Origin of the sequence: Danxiaibacter flavus (assembly GCF_041060425.1) — a bacterium.
GTDB classification, from domain to species: Bacteria; Bacteroidota; Bacteroidia; order Chitinophagales; family Chitinophagaceae; genus Danxiaibacter; species Danxiaibacter flavus.
In genome coordinates this window covers 1200621-1219510 of the sequence record NZ_JAULBC010000001.1, presented here as the reverse complement: position 1 = coordinate 1219510, position 18890 = coordinate 1200621, and the positions used below count along the sequence as shown (strand labels likewise).

10 protein-coding genes are annotated in these 18890 nt (G+C 41.2%); 6 read left to right on the top strand and 4 right to left on the bottom strand.

From position 1 onward, the window contains the following. Positions 1-141 precede the first annotated feature (141 nt). The 3 genes from thrA to thrC all read left to right on the top strand — a co-directional run bounded on the left by thrA (position 142) and on the right by thrC (position 5062). On the top strand, positions 142-2589 hold the full coding sequence (gene thrA, locus QTN47_RS04615) for a bifunctional aspartate kinase/homoserine dehydrogenase I (protein ID WP_369328153.1): 2448 nt from the start codon (positions 142-144) through the stop codon (positions 2587-2589). A 113-nt stretch (positions 2590-2702) separates the two neighbouring features. Continuing rightward, complete coding sequence (locus QTN47_RS04610) at positions 2703-3680, top strand: homoserine kinase (protein ID WP_369328152.1); 978 nt, start codon at positions 2703-2705, stop codon at positions 3678-3680. An 89-nt stretch (positions 3681-3769) separates the two neighbouring features. After that, positions 3770-5062, top strand: a complete 1293-nt coding sequence (gene thrC / locus QTN47_RS04605; RefSeq protein ID WP_369328151.1) for a threonine synthase — start codon at positions 3770-3772, stop codon at positions 5060-5062. A gap of 349 nt (positions 5063-5411) precedes the next feature. Here the strand turns inward: thrC and QTN47_RS04600 are convergent, their stop codons facing one another. From QTN47_RS04600 to QTN47_RS04590, 3 genes are all read right to left on the bottom strand, one after another. Beyond that, positions 5412-7283, bottom strand: a complete 1872-nt coding sequence (locus QTN47_RS04600) for a T9SS type B sorting domain-containing protein (protein WP_369328150.1) — start codon at positions 7281-7283, stop codon at positions 5412-5414. 297 nt (positions 7284-7580) lie between these two features. Beyond that, positions 7581-8702, bottom strand: a complete 1122-nt coding sequence (locus QTN47_RS04595) for a lactonase family protein (protein WP_369328149.1) — start codon at positions 8700-8702, stop codon at positions 7581-7583. Between the two features lie 118 nt (positions 8703-8820). Continuing rightward, entirely contained in the window at positions 8821-9261 is a 441-nt protein-coding gene (locus QTN47_RS04590) for a type I restriction enzyme HsdR N-terminal domain-containing protein (RefSeq protein ID WP_369328148.1), read from the bottom strand. 431 nt (positions 9262-9692) lie between these two features. Here QTN47_RS04590 and QTN47_RS04585 point away from each other — a divergent pair, with 431 nt between their 5' ends. After that, entirely contained in the window at positions 9693-10463 is a 771-nt protein-coding gene (locus tag QTN47_RS04585) for an AMP nucleosidase (protein ID WP_369328147.1), read from the top strand. A 75-nt stretch (positions 10464-10538) separates the two neighbouring features. Next, the gene (locus tag QTN47_RS04580; RefSeq protein ID WP_369328146.1) at positions 10539-12254 is read left to right on the top strand and encodes an ABC transporter ATP-binding protein; all 1716 of its coding nucleotides are present in this window, start codon (positions 10539-10541) and stop codon (positions 12252-12254) included. 177 nt (positions 12255-12431) lie between these two features. On the opposite strand, the gene QTN47_RS04575 is transcribed toward QTN47_RS04580, so the two are convergent. Then, a complete protein-coding gene (locus tag QTN47_RS04575; protein ID WP_369328145.1) occupies positions 12432-16283 on the bottom strand; it encodes a TraB/GumN family protein in 3852 nt (1283 codons plus the stop codon). A 235-nt stretch (positions 16284-16518) separates the two neighbouring features. On the opposite strand from QTN47_RS04575, the gene argS reads away from it, so the two are divergent. Continuing rightward, positions 16519-18303 (top strand): arginine--tRNA ligase, encoded by a 1785-nt coding sequence (gene argS / locus QTN47_RS04570; protein ID WP_369328144.1) that lies wholly within the window; start codon positions 16519-16521, stop codon positions 18301-18303. The last annotated feature ends 587 nt before the right edge of the window (positions 18304-18890 follow it).

The following is an 18890-nucleotide window of genomic DNA, read 5'->3' as shown; positions in this document are numbered from 1 at the left end:
ATCATATCACCATCGGGGCTTTTTTAAGCTGACTTTTGAAAAGAAACCTTTGTTTTACTGGTATTTCAAAATAAAAGTGCAAACTAACTAATCTTATTTCCAAACGCAAATCACCCTGTTCCATCTTCGGGGAGCATCTATATGAAAGTATTAAAATTCGGCGGCTCATCTGTTGCCAATGCGGAAAACATACAGAAAGTTGTTCAGATAGTAAAAAATGAACAACAACCAAAAGTAGTTGTAGTATCAGCATTGGGCGGCGTTACGGATCAACTGATCAATGCGGGAACCCTTGCAGAAAAGGGCGACGAAAGTTATAAAGAAGTGCTTCAGGCCTTAGAAACCAAGCATCTCGACACAGCCAGAGCTTTACTGCCGGTTACACATCAGAGCAGTTGCCTTAGCATGGTAAAACAGCACTTTAATGAGCTGGACGAAATATGCAATAGTGTATTCTATATAAGAGAACTGTCACTTCGCACCAAAGACCGTATCATCAGCTTTGGTGAACTGCTTTCTTCAAAGATCATTTCAGCATTCATGTCTTCAGCCAATATTCAACATGAATGGCTGGACAGCCGTAAACTGATCAAAACCAACAATAACTTCGGTTTTGCAGCAGTTAACTTTAAGGATACAAATGAAATCATCAGTTCCACAGTTGCTGCTTCCGGAAAACAGGCATTTCTCGCTCCCGGATTTATAGCATCTGACGCCAACAGCAATACTACTACGTTAGGAAGAGGTGGCTCTGATTACACTGCCGCCATCTTTGCAGCAGCCCTTGATGCTTCCGCTCTTGAAATATGGACAGATGTAACAGGTATGATGACTGCTGACCCAAGATGGGTGGCCAACGCCAAAACCATCAACCGCACTTCATACCAGGAAGCGATGGAACTTTCGCATTTTGGTGCCAAAGTAATTTACCCTCCTACTATACAACCTGTAATGCAAAAGAATATACCTACCTGGGTTAAAAACACTTTTGCACCAAATGAAGCCGGCACTGTGATTGAAAGCGCCGGCGAGCATGATGGCAGCGAAATCATTACCGGCATTTCCAGCATAAACAGTGTTACATTACTAAGCCTGGAAGGTAGCGGCATGGTAGGTATTCCGGGTTTTTCAAAAAGATTGTTTGAAGCGTTGGCTAATGAAAAGATCAATGTGATCCTTATCACGCAAAGCTCTTCTGAACATTCTATCTGCGTTGCGATCAATGCCGCAGATGCAGCCAAGGCAAAAAATGTTGTTGATGCTGCATTCGAAACAGAATTGAATCAGAAGAAGGTTGATCCATTAAAGGTTGAAGAGGGCCATGCAATCATTGCACTGGTTGGAGATAAAATGAAAAGCCATCCGGGCATAGCCGGAAAAATGTTTGGCGCCCTTGGTAGAAACGGTATCAATATAAGAGCTATAGCACAAGGATCTTCTGAAAGAAACATTTCAGCAGTGATTTCAGTTGCTGATGTGAAGAAAGGTGTGAACGTTTTACACGAAGCATTCTTCGAATCTGTCCACAAACAGTTAAACGTATTTATAGTTGGAGTTGGCAATGTTGGTGGCAAGCTGATGGAACAACTCAACCAGCAGAAACAATTCTTACTGGAACATCTTAACCTGCAAGTGCGCGTTACCGGTATTGCCAACAGCAAACAAATGCTGTTTGTCGATAATGGTAACGAGATTGATCTCCGCAGTTGGAAAGAGGCTTTAAAAAATGCACAACCAATGGAGTTGGAGCGCTTTGTAGATACTGTTATAGATAAAAATCTACGTAACTCAGTATTTGTTGATGTTACCGCAAACGCTGATGTAGCTGCGGTTTACAACAGGCTGCTTGAAAAAAGTATTTCGATTGTTGCGTGTAACAAAATTGCAGCGTCATCACCGTATAGCAATTATTCACAATTAAAATCTACGGCAAGAGAATTTAACGCTGAATACCGTTTCGAAACAAATGTTGGAGCAGGATTACCGGTTATAGGAACGCTGAACGATTTGAGAAGAAGTGGTGACCAGGTGAATAAAATACAAGCGGTATTATCGGGCACACTGAACTTTGTGTTCAATAATTATGATGGAAGCCGTCCGTTTGCCGAAGTTGTTAAGCAGGCACAGGATGAAGGCTATACAGAACCGGATCCAAGACTTGATCTTGGCGGCACTGACGTGATGCGTAAAATAATGATACTTGCCCGTGAAGCAGGGGAACAAATTGAAATGGATGATATTACCAACAATTACTTCTTGCCAGCCAGCTGTTTTGACGGAAGTGTAGATGATTTTTACAAAGAAATGGCCAACCAGGAAGCACACTTCAAAGCTTTATACGAAGAAGCAGCCGCTAAAAATTGCAAGCTGAAATTTGTTGCATCTTTCGAAAATGGCAAGGCGAATGTTGGCCTGCAACATATACCGTCACACTCTGATTTTTACCACCTGTATGGCAAGGATAATATAGTATTATTCTATACCCAGCGCTATACTGACCAGCCTTTGGTGGTTAAAGGTGCAGGTGCCGGAGCAGATGTAACTGCCAGCGGTGTGTTTGCGGATATATTAAGAATTGCAGCACCGTAGAAAGTAAAAAGTCAAAATTAAAAAGTTAAAAACACATAACTTGATCACACGTCATTTTAGGCGGCCTTGATTTTGGCTTTTGAATTTTGACTTTTGAATTTAAATTTTAACCGATGTTACCAAACAACCAACAAGTAACAACCATGATGAATATAACCGGTGCGGGAGCTGTTGCTTATCCCTCTGCAACTGTGGCGAATGTTGTGTGCGGGTTTGATATACTGGGCTTTGCATTGAATGAACCTTGCGACGAGCTTGCCGTTTACCTGAGCGATGAACCGGGCGTTCATATTATCAACAATGATGATTATGACCTTCCGACTGAAGCTGAAAAAAATGTAAGCGGCGCTGCTTTACTGGCGTTGCTGGATGAAACTCCGGACGTAAAGGGTCTTACGTTAGTAAGCAAAAAGATCATTAAACCAGGCAGTGGTATTGGTTCCAGCGCAGCAAGCGCGGCTGGTGCCGTTGTTGCTGCCAATCACCTCCTCGACAATCGCTTTTCAAAAGATGACCTTGTTCGCTTTGCGATGTTTGGTGAAAAAGTTGCCAGCGGTGTGAAACACGCTGATAATATTGCACCTTGCATTTTTGGCGGCGTTACACTCATCAGATCGATACACCCGCTTGATATTGTGAGCATAGAGGCTCCGCCGTTGCATGTAACAGTTGTGCACCCGCAGATTGAAGTGCGGACGGCTGATGCACGGCAAATCCTCAGGCAAAATGTATTGCTGCGTGATGCCATCAGACAATGGGGCAATATTGCAGGTCTCGTAGCTGGTTTTATTAAAGGTGATTATGATCTGATCGGCCGTTCACTTGAAGATGTTATTATAGAACCGGTACGCAGTATCCTGATTCCTGGTTTTGACGAAGTAAAGAAACTGAGCAAAGAAGCAGGCGCATTGGGCGGTGGTATTTCCGGCTCCGGCCCTTCTATTTTTATGCTTAGTAAAGATGCGGAAACAGCGAAACAAGTATCTCTTGCAATGGAGCAGGTTTACACACGCATCGGTATCGATTTCCATACACATGTAACAAGCATTAATACTGAAGGTGTGAGAGTGAGGAGCGTAGAGAAGTTATAAGTTATACGTTGTACGTTAAGAACAACATTGACTATTCACTATTGACCATTCACTTTTCACCATTCACTTTTTTCATCATCCAACTAACAATGAACTATTATAGTCTACAAAAACAGTCACCCGCGGTAAGCTTTGCTGAAGCTGCAGTTAAAGGACAGGCTCCCGATAAAGGTTTATACTTTCCTGAAAGTATTCCTTCGTTACCAAAAGATTTTGTTGCCAACATAAAGTCTTACTCAAAAGATGAGATTGGCTTTACCGTAATGAAGCCTTATGTTGCAGGAAGCATTCCGGATGAAGTTTTGCAAAAAATTGTAAGCGAGACGATCAATTTTGAGTTTCCATTGGTTCCTGTTACAGAACGCATTTCTTCATTGGAACTTTTCCACGGACCAACACTTGCATTCAAAGATGTAGGTGCACGTTTTATGAGCCGCTGCCTGGGTTATTTTAATCGAAACAGCAATCAACACACAACAGTACTGGTGGCAACATCCGGTGATACCGGCGGAGCTGTGGCTAATGGCTTTTTAGGGGTTGAGGGCGTTGATGTAGTTATACTTTATCCTCAGGGAAAAGTAAGTCCAATCCAGGAACTTCAGCTTACCACACTCGGACAAAACATCACTGCTCTTGAAGTTGAAGGTACATTTGATGACTGTCAGGCAATGGTAAAGCAGGCTTTTGCTGATACTGATCTTAACGAAAAGTATTCTTTAACATCTGCAAACTCCATCAATGTGGCGCGCTGGCTGCCACAGCAATTGTATTACTTCTTTGCATATCAGCAGTGGCAGCATAGTGGCGCACCCGTTATATGCGTACCCAGCGGTAATTTTGGAAACATCTGCGCCGGCGTGATCGCTTATAAATCCGGATTACCTGTAGAGCATTTTATAGCTGCCTGCAACGTAAATGATGTTGTTCCCAACTTTTTACAAACCGGAGAATATAAGCCAAAGGCTGCTATCGCAACCATTTCTAATGCAATGGATGTGGGTAATCCAAGCAACTTTGTGCGTATAATGGAATTATTCGGACAGGAAGTCTCTGATCTGAAAAAGATATTCAGCAGTACCAGCATTGATGATGCGACAACTGCTGCCACAATAAAAAAAGTATACAACGAGCATCATTATACTTTGGACCCGCATGGCGCAGTGGGCTATTATGCTTTGAACGAATATCTCTCTGAACACAGCGATCAAAAAGGATTTTTCCTTGAGACTGCGCATCCTGTAAAGTTCCCTGAAGTAGTGGAGCAGTCAACCAATACAAAAATTGAATTTCCTGAAAGTGTGCAATACCTGCAGGGCAAATCAAAACAAAGTATTGAAATGAAAGCAGGATTTGATGCATTGAAAGAGTGGATGATGCGTTAAGCTTAAAGCCTAAAGCTCAAAGCTTAAAACTTAAAACTTGTCGCCTGATGATATATACAGACTGCGGAATGATTGTTCCGCAGTTTTTTGTTTTATAAAATACAGCAAATTTATATTTGCAAAACCAGATGCGTTCAGCAGACTTTAGTTATCAAAAAAGAGAAGATATTTAATCGCAGTTATCACCCCGGTTCTAAGCTTTGAGCTTTAGGCTTTAAGCCTTCTTCTATTTGCCACAGAGACGCCTCAAATGCCCTTCAATCAGTATTAATTACTAAAAAAGAAGAAAAAACAACATTCAAGTCATCACCCAGGTTCTAAGCTTTAAGCTTTAGGCTTTAAGCTTCCCTCACCTCATCAGCAGCGAAGTCCCCTTATAACTATACTTCTGTTTGGTTTCTACATCTGTATAGGTCAACATCCATACATAAGTGCCTGTCGGTTGTGGATTGCCTTTGTAGGTTCCATCCCACTTGTTGGTCCAGTTTCTTGTTTCAAATACCAACTGCCCCAAACGATTGTATACTTTGAATTCCAGGTCGGTTGTTTTGTAACCATTCAATGGGTATAGAAAGTCATTTAATCCGTCATTGTTGGGTGTAAATGCAGTAGGCACAGCAACAAAACAACTTGCGAGTGCGCGGATTTTCTGTGTTGCCGTATCAAAACAATTGTATTGGTTCTGTACTACCAGGCTTAAGGTATACCATTTTTCCAACCCTCTTTGAGGAGGTGCAAAAGATTGCGGCTGCGGGCTGCTTTGCGTGCTTCTTGTTCCGTTATCAAAGTCCCAGGTAAAGGAAGTTATATTGCCGATGCTGTTGTTTTTTATCGTAACCAGATCACCCGGACAAACATCTGTCGGTGCTTCAAAAACTGCTTTTAGTTTATTGTTTAGTTGCAACATTCCGGAGACAGTATCACTACAAACTCCGTTAGAAACTGCAAGGGTAATAGAATGATCACCAAAATCAGAAAAGAACATTACCGGTGATTGCTGCTGACTAAAAGATGTACTATCAATAAACCAGTTCCATTTATTTACACCGCCACTGCCATCGTTAATTAAGTACACAGTATCCTGCTTGCAACCATAACTTACATTCATCGTATAACTTGCATTAACAACATCTGCAACTTTTAGATCGATGGATGATCCAACGGGCGTTTCTTTAGAGCAGACGTCAAAAATGGAATTTCCATCAGTTCCATGCTGCAGTTTAATCGTATAAAGTCCTCCGACCTTTATTGCTTCGGATAACTGAAGCTTAATGCTTGTAGTGCTCCCCTGATCGTCACAAACGCCCGCAGCGCTTTTTATAGTTACTGCCGACGGACCGGAGACAACAAAATCACTTCCATCTTTGGCTATACTACTACATAGCATCGGACTTCTGAATACAAGTTCTAACTGATCAGGCGCACAAACAACCGGCTTTACACTGTCCATTGGCGTAGGCTCCAACGGATAGACAGTAACTTTAAGGCTACTTCCCTCTGGAATTTCCCTATCGCAATAGTCGAGCAAAGTATTATTATCCGCGCCCCTTTTCATATTAATAGTATAATCTCCCGGAGGTAGCGGGTTGCTTAATTTGAGGTCAATTAAATCCATATCAAAGCCGGTAGTACAACTAACACCGGTTGCGCTTACAATCTTGCCTGCTGCCGTAGAAACAGAAAAATCGCTTCCGTCTGCGGCCAAAGATGTGCAACGCATTTTTTTGTTTACTTTAATTCGTATGGTTAATCCGCCACAATAGGCAGTAGCTTCAGACAATGCCGGATCAAGCGGATCGATTATACTTGCAGTCCCTCCCCCAAAAGAAAGACTATATCCGCTTTGACTATCACTAAAATGACTGATAAGCAGCAAGTATTGATGTCCTTCAATCAGATTGGGCATTGAACTAAATTTAGGCTTCCCGAAACCGGCGCAAACATCATTTTGTGTGCCGTTTGAAGAAGCGCCCGTCAACCCCGGTTCTCCACTCCAGTTGCATGATACAAACAGGGAGCGGACAAGAAAAACATCAACAGGATCATGCCCTGTTATATCAAATAGTTGCCAGTCATAATCTTCACTCAATGTATTTGGCGTTATAAGAAACCCCAATGTTCCACCCTTAAAACAAGTGAATCTATACCAAAATGGGTTTTTATCTGTAAGATGATCAAATATACATGGGCCGGGAACGGGTTTGCCTCCGCAAATTGGCACAGAGGTCTGTTTAAAAACAGCGGTACCGCAAACCGGAAAAGCGCTGGATGAATTTTGACCAAGTGCCGAACAGACTTGTTGCGCCCGTAGCGATGATACTGCTACGGCAAACAGACATATGAGCACCAAAAATCTTGACATATTGCTTACTAAGACCCCAAAAAATGGCCAAATGTTGCCATGTAATGAATAAAAAGCGTTCTCTGCACTATAACGCAAAAGAAAGCAAAAAGCATATTTAACCAGCTCCGCGGATAAATATGCTTTTACATTATATATATTTTAATTCAGTATCAATCAATTAACCGGAACCATCTTAAGACAAACCGGTTGATCTACATTAATCGTAACACCGGTATCTTCCAGCAGACCGTAATTTTTATTGATCACAAAGATCTGGATATTGTTGCTGTCCTTATTTGCAACCAGGAGGAATCTCCCTGTAGGATCGATCATAAAATTACGCGGATGCATACCGGTTTTCTTATGCTCGGCTTCAGTTAGTTTTCCATCACTACCTACCCGGTAAACAGTAATATCATTTGCCGTAACACGATTGGACGAATACGCAAATTTTCCGTTCGGCGTAACGTGGACATCGGCGCCGCCTTTATCATCTTTACTCCCACTATTGTCGGAATTTACGGTTTGAATTTCGGTTAGGTTACCATTGTCATACTGGTAAACCACCACTTTACCGCTTAATTCTGTCATTAAATAAGCGAATTTTCCATTGGGATGAAACGCCAGGTGTCTCGGACCGGAATTGTCGGGCAACTCATAATAAGCGGGATCAAGCGGCTTAACCGGCTCTTTGGCATCACTTGCATCAAATGAATAACGATATAACCTGTCGTTACCCAGATCTGCTACAAATAAAAATTTTTGGTCCGGTGAAAGAACCACGCTATGAACGTGCGGTTGCTCCTGTCTTTTCACATTCACACCATATCCTTCATGAGCTATCACCTGGGTTGATGGCTGCAAAGAGCCGTCTGCGTTCGTTTTAAAAACAGAAAAATTACCCCCGCTATAATTTGCCGCGATCACATTTTTACCGGTTGAATCAACAGTCACATAGCAAGGAGCATCCCCACCGCTGGATTGTTTATTCAAAAAAGTAAGCTCACCTTTCTTTTTGTCGAGCGCAAAAGAGCTTACGGCGCCTTTATCATCGCCATTTTCATTTACAGCATAAACGAATTTCTGGTCTTTTGAGATAGCGAGATAAGATGGATTTTCTACACCTGAAGTTTTACTTACAAACGTAGCCTCTGTTTTGTTGGGATTAAATCGATATACATAAATACCATCCTTCTGATTTTTTGTGTACGTCCCTATGAGGAGATAAAAAATAGGATTTTGGGCCTGCACAAACGAAGCTGCGAGCAGGAAACAAAGAAGCATGTATTTTTTCATATTGATGTATTTTAATAATCGTCTAAATGTAGTAACAATTGGACCATGAAATTGTAAAGTTTTTCTCAAAAATGGAAGTGATTTACAAAAAATTCAATTGACGACCGGGATACAGTATTTACAGCTCATTCCATCCCGGAAATGAGGTCAGCATAGTCACAGTCCCGTTATCTAACAACCACAAGTAACAATATGTTCCATTGGTAACACATAAATATTTCACTGGCATGGCTACGTTATACGCCAGTATCTGCTGCAACACATTATCTGAGAGCGGCACATTCATCTCTTTGCATTCTACCAGCATAAAGGGCAGTCCGTTCTTGAAGACAAGAATATCGCAACGCTTTTTAATATCGTTCAACAATAGTTCTTTCTCTATCCCTATAAGAGACGCGGGATACATTTTTTGCTGTATCAGGTACTGAACAAAATTTTGCCTTACCCACTCTTCCGGCGTTAAACGAAGCCATTTTTTGCGCACTTCGTCAAATATCCATTCTTTATTATCCTCTTGTTTTATTTTATACGGATGATCCGGATACAGTATTTGCAACATGCGACAAAAGTAGGTAGCTGTAAGCTATCAGCGGTCAGCTATCAGGTATTTCTTCTCAGCAATGTTAATTTAGGACAATGTATGATGTAAGATGTACGGTGTACGATGTACGATGTACGATGTACGGTGTACGGTGTACGGTGTACGGTGTACGGTGTACGGTGTACGGTGTACGGTGTTTCGAAAATATACCTGACACTGGCACCTCATTCTTTATACTCGACTTACGCTTCAAACCTGATTCCTACCCTACATCTCATACCTCGCATCTTATGCCTTACACCTTATCCCTGATACCTGATACCTGCCACCTCAGACCTCACCTTATGCCCCTTTTATCTATATTTACAAACCAGACGTCATCCCCTTTCCCAGGCTGCTGATAAAATGGAGGCTAGTATTGCCCTGAATAACTGATAAAATATAAAAGGATGAAAACGAAAGATGAAATTGTAAACAACTGGTTGCCGAGATATACCGGGGAAAAACTGAACAATTTTGGAAAATATGTACTGCTTACCAACTTTAGCAATTATGTTCACATGTTTGCAGAATGGAACAATGTTCAGATTGTTGGTGAAGATAAACCTTTTCAATGTGCAACCGCCGAAGGTATCACGATTATAAATTTTGGAATGGGAAGCCCGGGAGCGGCTACGGTAATGGATCTACTGGCTGCGATTTCACCTAAAGCGGTTTTATTTCTTGGCAAATGTGGTGGTTTGAAAAAAAGAAATAATATCGGAGATCTTATATTGCCCATTGCAGCGATAAGAGGCGAAGGTACCTCCAACGATTATTTTCCACCAGAAGTTCCGGCACTGCCGGCATTCGCCTTACAAAAGGCGATCTCCACAACAATACGCGAGTATAAAGTTGATTACTGGACAGGTCCCGTATATACGACTAACAGACGGGTTTGGGAACATGATGAGGAGTTTAAAAAATACCTGCAACGCATCAGAGCGTATGCTATAGATATGGAAACCGCCACTATTTTTATGGTTGGGTTTGCCAATAAAATTCCAACAGGCGCCTTGCTGCTGGTAAGCGATCAGCCAATGATACCGGAAGGTGTAAAAACTGAAGAAAGCGATAAAAAAGTTACTACGCAATATGTGGAGCAACATTTAAAAATCGGAATAGACTCATTGAAGCAACTCATCAACAATGGGCTAACGGTTAGGCATTTGCAATTTTAGAAGTTCTACGTTGTACGTTATAAGTTGTACGTTATAGGTTTCGGAAGCATAACTTAAAAGTCCAATCAATTACGCATGAAGCCACTTTTATCTATACAGCATCTGAGCGTTGAGTTTATACAGGATGGGGCGGCTACACAGGCGTTGCATGATGTTTCTATTGATGTGTGCAAGGGCGAGCTGGTTGCAATTGTTGGAGAGTCCGGATCAGGAAAATCTGTCACTTCATTATCGGTTCTGCAATTATTGCCCACACCGCCTGCCGTTTTTACCAGCGGTAAAATTGTGTTTACGGAAGGGGATGCTACAATTGACTTATTGAAATGCAGTGAGGATGAGCTTGAGAACATTCGCGGAAATAAAATAGCGATGATCTTCCAGGAACCAATGACATCACTAAATCCTGTGCACACATGCGGCAACCAGGTGAAGGAAGCGATTAAACTCCACAAGAATCTAACAGAAGAGGCAGCAAAAAAAGAAACAATCGGACTTTTTCGGCAAGTGAAACTACCAGATCCGGAAGGCATTTTCACCAAATATCCGCATGAAATAAGCGGTGGACAGAAACAGCGCGTGATGATAGCCATGGCTATGAGCTGTTCTCCTACCCTGCTTATATGCGACGAGCCGACCACTGCACTGGATGTCACAGTTCAAAAAAGTGTGTTGGAGCTGATCAAACAGCTGCAGTTACAGAACAATATGGGCGTGATATTTATTTCGCATGATCTTGGAGTCATTTCAGAAATTGCAGACAGGATTGTTGTAATGTATAAAGGCCGCGTTGTAGAACGAGGAACGCGCAAACAGATTTTCAACAATGCGCAACACCCCTACACAAAAGCACTTCTTGCATGTCGCCCCGCGTTATATGAAAAGCAACAAAGACTTCCCGTTGTCAGTGACTTCATGGAAGTAGATGCCGAAGGAAATATCTTCGAAAAACAGTTTAACATCCGGGGAGTGCCGGCAATTTCAGAACAACATCAACCAAAACCGGAAAAGAAAATATTGGACATCCGGGATCTCACAGTACGATTCGCCACTAAAAAGACCTTCCTCGGAAAAGTTCTGAAATACAATACAGCGGTAAACAATATTAGCTGTAGCGTTTTTGAAGGCGAGACCATTGGACTTGTGGGTGAATCCGGATGTGGCAAAACAACTGTTGGAAGAAGTATCGCAGGCTTAATAAAACCTGATGAAGGCAAAATCTTTTTTGACGGTACCGATATTGTTACTGCATCCAAATCTCAATGGAATGCGTTTAGAAAAGATATCCAGATCATTTTCCAGGATCCTTATTCATCGCTGCATCCACGAAAAAAAATCGGTGATGCCATCGCAGAGCCGCTCCGGGTTCACAATATTTATCCAACGAAAGCAATCCGAAAAGAAAAAGTAATTGAGTTGTTGGAAAAAGTAAACTTAAAGCCGGAGCATTATCACCGCTACCCGCATGAATTCAGCGGAGGACAGCGTCAGCGCATTGTAATTGCAAGGGCACTTGCCTTACAACCAAGATTTATTATTTGTGATGAAAGTGTTTCTGCACTTGACGTTAGTGTGCAGGCACAGGTTCTGAACCTGTTGAATGATTTAAAGAAAGATTTCGGATTCACAGCTATTTTCATCTCGCATGATCTGTCTGTTGTAAAGTACACCAGCGACAGAATTTTTGTAATGCACAAAGGCAGCATTATTGAAGAGGGCAATGCAGAAGATCTTTACAACCATCCGCAACAGGCTTACACACAACAATTGATAAGTGCTATCCCCAAGGTCTAAAGGCTTCCTGTATTATTTAAGCCCATTCATAATTCGCGTTAATTGCAATCGCCAGAGGCGATTGAGTAATCCACGAAACCAAAGGCTTCGCGAAACGTCACTGAAACATTATCCTCCAACCCGATACATTTGCACATTTGCACATTTACTCATTCGCACATTTGCAAAGTCGCCCATTCACTCATATCTCCTCGCCTTTACCGCATCAGCAACATAGCTGTCTTCATCGTCGCTATCATTGGAATTTTGTAAAAATCTTGCCGAACTGGGCTTCAGCGCATACAACGATTTTTTGACAACCTTCTGCAGCTGAGGAGCAAGCGGCTCTTCCTTTCTAACAATATCGTCAGTGTAACGGATAAAAATCCTGTCAGTATCAATTTCATCACTTGTAAGCATATCTTCATCAACGCTGATCTTTGTTGTGTCAGCAGGTTGCAACCCGGATATGGCGATTTGCCATTCGGTATCGCCTTTATCTTTCTTGTATTTATACAGGTATGCCCATCCCTTATATTTACCCTGCTGAACGCTTATCCTGTCTAAATACACAATTGAATCTGCACTCATATAAACCGAAGCATTTTTCAGTATACTAAGCGCCATTTGTGGCTGCGCCTTATAAGCTTTAGGAAATAACTGTAGTTTATTAAGACTGCTCATTGCTTTATAAAAAGCTAATCTGAGTTTATCATCAGCGGCAATGGCACCCGTTACGCTATCGTTCACCGGCCGGTTGTTTTTTATCATGGCAACTACGGCGTCCATTTTTATCCGCTTGTTTTTTAAATGTAACAGCTTATCAAAAAATAATTGCACATCCTGTGACTGATCCCAAAACGGAATCAACAGACCTATATAATTACTTAAAGCATTGCTTGTGGCACTCCTTACATAATCGGAAGCATCGTCATCATCCCTGTTATTATAATTCCGGTCATTAAGCTTGCTCATTTCAGCCTTATCCTCCTTAGCTATTTGTTTCTTCAATGCCTGTTTGGCTTCCAGCAAAAATTTTGTCTGGTATTGTTTGTATTGCGCGGCTTTTATGTACCCGCTATCAACAGCATAACGCAGTAATCTTTCTGCATCATATTTATAATCTTCAAGCACCATTAAATCCAGCAAGTCTGGTATTATAGCAGCAGAAAGAGACAAAGTATCATACAATTGATTCCACTTGTAATTAAGGTAGGCTCTTTTGCTTTTAATACTCCGGTTTGAATAATTAAAAGAATAATCATCATCTGCAGATGAAAGTATGGCAGGAGGATCATTCAGCACAAGCTTTTTAAATGTCTCAAAAGAAGCCTTTGTCTTCATGTCCAGTAATGCATCAAGCACTCCGTTCTGAAGATCTATTGTATCCTTTACTGCAGTATATAATGAAGCCAGGTAATTAACGGAAGCTGTATCATCAAAACTTCCGACGACATCGATCCATTTCTTTTTCAGATAGATATAATTCTTGTCTTTCCACGATAGTCTGGCAATAGCATTTTTTATTTGAGGCAGATCGGAAGAATCAAATAAAGGTCCTTTAATATAACGCCTGGCTTTCTTTGCCACACTGCTGTCAGTACTATAATAATCTGAGAAAAAGAGTTTGGATTTCTTTTCAAAAGCATTGAACGTTTTAAATGTATCTGCAGGCGTGAACGTATCAAAAAATTCTTTTACAAAACTGCTGGGGGCTGAAATGGTGTCGCCCTGGTTTGCCAAATAGAAGTACACTCCGTTCTTGTAATAAGACTGCAGTGTCAAAATCCTGCTGCTTGCAGTATCGCCATATACAAGATTATTTACCAGCCAGTTGTCTCTTGTCAGGCGTTGGGTTTTAGAGCGGATGACGTAAGTTGAATCCCTGCCAGAGAAAAAATTCATTGTTTTTTTGAAATCAGCGGAGTCTTTCAGATACATGTATTTAGGCATTTTGAAGGAAAGAACAGCGACATGTTCTCCTGTTGTATCATTCTCGACAACCTTTATCGAAAAATTGCTCATCGCTTCACTAACAGTCGCAGACTCATCATCGTCATCGCCCGAACCATATAGATCTGCAATGGAAACGTTGTTGGTATCGGTATTTATCTTATAAAAGAACGGACTCTTTACCGTAAAGCCCAACGCTGTATCTTTTCTTTCCGTCGCCTGTACGTACACAAATGGAGTTATAGCAAAAGACCTGATGAATGCATCCGCTGTTTTTTCATCATTCCTGTACTTCGAACCAATAACAAAATAATTATTGCCCTGAATAAGAAACCTGACTTTAACAAAGGATCCATCTTCGTGCAAATAAACATTATCGTAAAATGGATATTTATTCAAGTTGCCGGCTATGCTATTAATATTCTTCTTAATTACCCTTGCTGTACTAAAACTTTCTTTCATCAGGCCCAGCTCAAAACTGTCGGCTTCAACATAGTCATACTGATGCAGGTTTGCTTTATAAACAAACCATGCATTGCCATTTTTATCAGATGCCAGCCACTCACTTCTCTTTTTATTGTTTCTTTCGTCAGGAACGTATAACGGTTTGACGGGAAAATCAATTTTAAAACCACCGTACAATGGTTGAAAATTATTTGCAATCGAATTGTCCGTCGTTCTTATGTTCACGGAAGCAAAAAACTGATCGGCCTCCTTACCATCAGTAATATAGTCATTAATACCACTCACTTTGAAGATGATGATCTCATCCGGAAGTATATAAATATTGTACCGTTGTTCGTCACCTTTTCGTGTTCTGTTGGTAATATCAAAACCGTTGTAGCCATTTTTAACAATTGCACGTTTGCTTACTATTTTGCCGGGAATATTTTCATACAACAGGCTGTCTACTTTTTTAAGCACTATTGACTGCTGCTGGCCCAGCAGCACGGCGTTTGTTTTAACACGTGTAACCATGTAGTAGCTTCCATTACCCATATCAGCATACTGCACCATATTCAGATTACCATAACTATTGTAACGGTATAATTTTTTGCCGGGTATTTCCACGCTAAACAAACTGTCCTCAGCATACTGACGTGTAAAAACTACGGGCACGCGGATCTTTTCTACGCGTTCTTTCTCGTCGCTGTCGCGCCTGCCTGTGTAAACAGGTCTTAGCGTATAACCTTTCTTGCGCAGCAGTTCGATCACTCCCCTTTCACCGGGAAGATGCGCCGCTCCAACGCCTACAAAAAGGGATCTGTGTTTTATGATTGTATCAATAGAATTTGCCTGGATCACATTCCGCCTGTACATAAACTTTTCCTGGAAAGCTTCCGATACAATGCTTAGCATTTGCAGGGAGTCAAGCACATCAAGATCACCCCTTCTGTAGGCGTCTTCCATACGCTTCCTGTCACTGTAACCATTAAACGAACTTTGTTTCCTGTTCTTGTCTTTATACAGGGCCACATAAGCTTCGCGCACAAGCTTGTTGGATTGTTTGTAATCTTCTACACCAGTCACCACTTTATTCAACTTCCTGCCCAACCGGTATATATACATATCCAGATAGGTTTCTTCTTCAAAATCCTCCATGCCAACATTGTTCCGGTAAAGCATACCGTTTACAAGCCGCGCTTCGGAAGCGAGGGCTGCTTTTAGTTTTGCATCATAATTATTGATGGCAAATGTTTGTATGGTAAGTCTGTCGTCTGCTATGCTGGAGTAGTCTGTTCCTTTTAAAAAAGACGCATTGTCATCATTATTGTTACTGAGGGACCATTCTTCCTGCCACACTTCGGGATTTTGTTCAAGTGCAACAACATCAACATTTCGAATGGCGGAATAGAAGGAATCACTTAAATTAAACACCAGCTTGTTGCTTATATGCATTGTTCCAAAAAGATAGGACGGTCTGGATAAACCATTCCCTGTTATTTCCCATAAAAGGCTGGTATATTTTTTCCTGGCGGGTTCGGTTATTACATTTGGACTGGTACTTTTCTTTTTCTGCGCAAATCCAACCCCGTTATTTATCAGTAGTAAAAAAAATACGATAAGTGTAGTTAATCTGTAAAAATTTAATCTCATACGCCTGTCATTAAAAGTAGAACATTCCGGTCTTTGTTAGCTTCTTCCCGTTTCAAAATGTTTACCCATCTCACTCAGCTCTCCATTTACAGTCGAGGGTCGAAAATCAGCATGAATAATTTCTTACCTAAGATAAATCAATTTTGTCTTTTATTCTCGTTTGCCTGGCGGCACCCGTATTTAGAGTTTTATTGTAGCCCTGCAATTGTTATTTTTGCCACCCAAATAATTAAAAATGAGTGTTGTTGCGCAAATAAAACAGTCCGCTGCCGAGGCTATCAAAGCATTATATAATATTGATATACAAAGCGATACCATATTGGTAAATGCCACCAAACCGGAATTTGAGGGCGACTACACCATTGTATTATTTGCTTTTGTAAAGCAACTGAAAAAGTCGCCGGAGGCACTGGGCAACGAAATTGGCAGCTATTTGCAGGAAAACTACCCTGATTTTTACTACGGTTTTAATATCATAAAAGGCTTTTTGAACCTTGTTGTTGCAGATGCATACTGGATTGATTTCCTTCAAAAGGAACATGCTAACCCATCATTTGGCCTGCTCCCTAAAACCGGGCAAAAAGTTATGGTTGAGTATTCTTCGCCCAACACCAACAAGCCACTGCACCTGGGGCACCTTAGAAATAATTTTCTTGGATGGAGTGTTGCCTCTGTGCTGGAAGCAGCCGGTTACGACATCGTAAAAACTTGTATCGTGAACGACAGGGGCATCCATATCTGTAAAAGCATGATAGCCTGGCAACTGTTTGCGAATGGTGCCACGCCGGAAAGTACCGGCGTAAAAGGCGATCATTTTGTTGGGGATTATTATGTAAAATTCAACGATGCTTATAAGAAAGAAGTTGAAGAGCTTATTGCTTCCGGCATGTCAAAAGATGATGCTGAAAAAGAAGCACCGATCATGAAAGCTGCTCAACAAATGCTGGTTGACTGGGAAGCAGGAAAACCTGAGGTGATTGAATTGTGGAGCAACATGAATAGCTGGGTTTACAAGGGTTTTGACGAGACCTACAAACGCATAGGAAGTAATTTTGATAAAATATATTACGAGAGTCAGACTTACCTGTTAGGTAAAGACCTTGTTGAGACCGGCCTGAACAAAGGTGTTTTCTTTCAAAAGGAAGACGGCAGCGTTTGGATCGATCTTACATCAGATGGCCTGGATCAAAAGATTGTAAGAAGAAGAGATGGCACTTCCGTATACATGACGCAGGACATTGGTCTTGCCGTTCACAAATACGAAGAATATAAATGCGATCAGAGCATTTATGTAGTGGGTGACGAACAGAACTATCATTTTAAAGTATTGAAGCTGATTGCTCAAAAATTAGGTTTACCATCTGCTGACGGCATTTTTCATTTAAGCTATGGCATGGTTGAACTTCCTACAGGGAAGATGAAGAGCCGTGAAGGAACTGTTGTTGATGCTGACGACCTGGTAGATGAAATGGTAAACATCGCTCAACAAAAAACTGAAGAGCTTGGAAAGGTGAAAGACTTTAATGAAGATGAATTAACCGGCTTGTACGATACGATCGGCATTGGTGCGCTTAAATTCTTTTTACTGAGAGTTGATCCTAAAAAGAAAATGATCTTCAATCCTGAGGAAAGCATCGACTTCCACGGTTTTACCGGTCCTTTTATTCAATACACACATGCAAGGATCAAAAGTATCTTGCGTAAGGAATCATTCAGCGGCAATGCACAACCGCTGGTGAATGACAGATCTTTGCTGGAGCTTGAAAAAAGTGTGATCAACACATTGGAGCAGTTCCCTGAAACAATTCAGGAAGCAGCAAAAGAGCACGATCCATCCAAAATAGCTATTTATATTTTCAACCTGGCGCAAGTATTTAATTCCTTCTATACAAAACATTCTATTGGCAATGCTGAAAGTGAAGAAAAAAAATCATTGCGTTTGCAACTTGCAGCATTAACAGCGCAGACAATTAAGAGAGGCATGAATATGTTAGGAATAGCTGTTCCGGAGAGAATGTAAGTAATTGAAAGTTGATAATGGATAATTGAAAATGATTGAAGCGGAGTTTTTTGAAAAGCTCCGCTTTTTTAATTTAAAATACAGTTACACGGAGTTGCACGGAGGAGCCACTGAGTTGCACAGAGAAAGCCTCAGGCACGATTTTATAATCATTTAGCTTTCAACTTTTAGTGCCACTCTGTTTAACGTTGCATCCAGACTAATTTCGTTATGGACCCGCTATCTTAATTTTGCCCGTAGGGCATAAAGCTCAATAGAACAAACAACCTATTAGCCCTTATTGCCCGTAGGACATAAACAAGCCGAAGAATAAGGCAATCGCCTCAAAAACGATTACATAAGCTTTGAGCTTTTATCCTACCACTAACGTTGCATCCAGACTAATTTCTTTATCGACCCGCGGCCTTAATTTTTGCCCGTAGGGCATAAAGCTCAATAGAGCGAACAACCTATTAGCCCTTCTTGTCCGTAGGACATCAACAAGCCGCAGAATAAGGCAATCGCCTCAGGAACGATTACATAAGCTTTCAGCTTTTATCCTACCACTAACGTTGATCTAAAAGAATGTCTTTATCGACCCGCGATCT

What these genes read in the sequence shown, in the direction of transcription:
- thrC (WP_369328151.1), top strand. Translation starts at nt 3,770, where the DNA reads ATGAACTATTATAGTCTACAAAAACAGTCACCCGCGGTAAGCTTTGCT.
- QTN47_RS04590 (WP_369328148.1), bottom strand. Translation starts at nt 9,261, where the DNA reads ATGTTGCAAATACTGTATCCGGATCATCCGTATAAAATAAAACAAGAG.
- QTN47_RS04585 (WP_369328147.1), top strand. Translation starts at nt 9,693, where the DNA reads ATGAAAACGAAAGATGAAATTGTAAACAACTGGTTGCCGAGATATACC.
- thrA (WP_369328153.1), top strand. Translation starts at nt 142, where the DNA reads ATGAAAGTATTAAAATTCGGCGGCTCATCTGTTGCCAATGCGGAAAAC.
- QTN47_RS04575 (WP_369328145.1), bottom strand. Translation starts at nt 16,283, where the DNA reads ATGAGATTAAATTTTTACAGATTAACTACACTTATCGTATTTTTTTTA.
- argS (WP_369328144.1), top strand. Translation starts at nt 16,519, where the DNA reads ATGAGTGTTGTTGCGCAAATAAAACAGTCCGCTGCCGAGGCTATCAAA.
- QTN47_RS04610 (WP_369328152.1), top strand. Translation starts at nt 2,703, where the DNA reads ATGTTACCAAACAACCAACAAGTAACAACCATGATGAATATAACCGGT.
- QTN47_RS04580 (WP_369328146.1), top strand. Translation starts at nt 10,539, where the DNA reads ATGAAGCCACTTTTATCTATACAGCATCTGAGCGTTGAGTTTATACAG.
- QTN47_RS04595 (WP_369328149.1), bottom strand. Translation starts at nt 8,702, where the DNA reads ATGAAAAAATACATGCTTCTTTGTTTCCTGCTCGCAGCTTCGTTTGTG.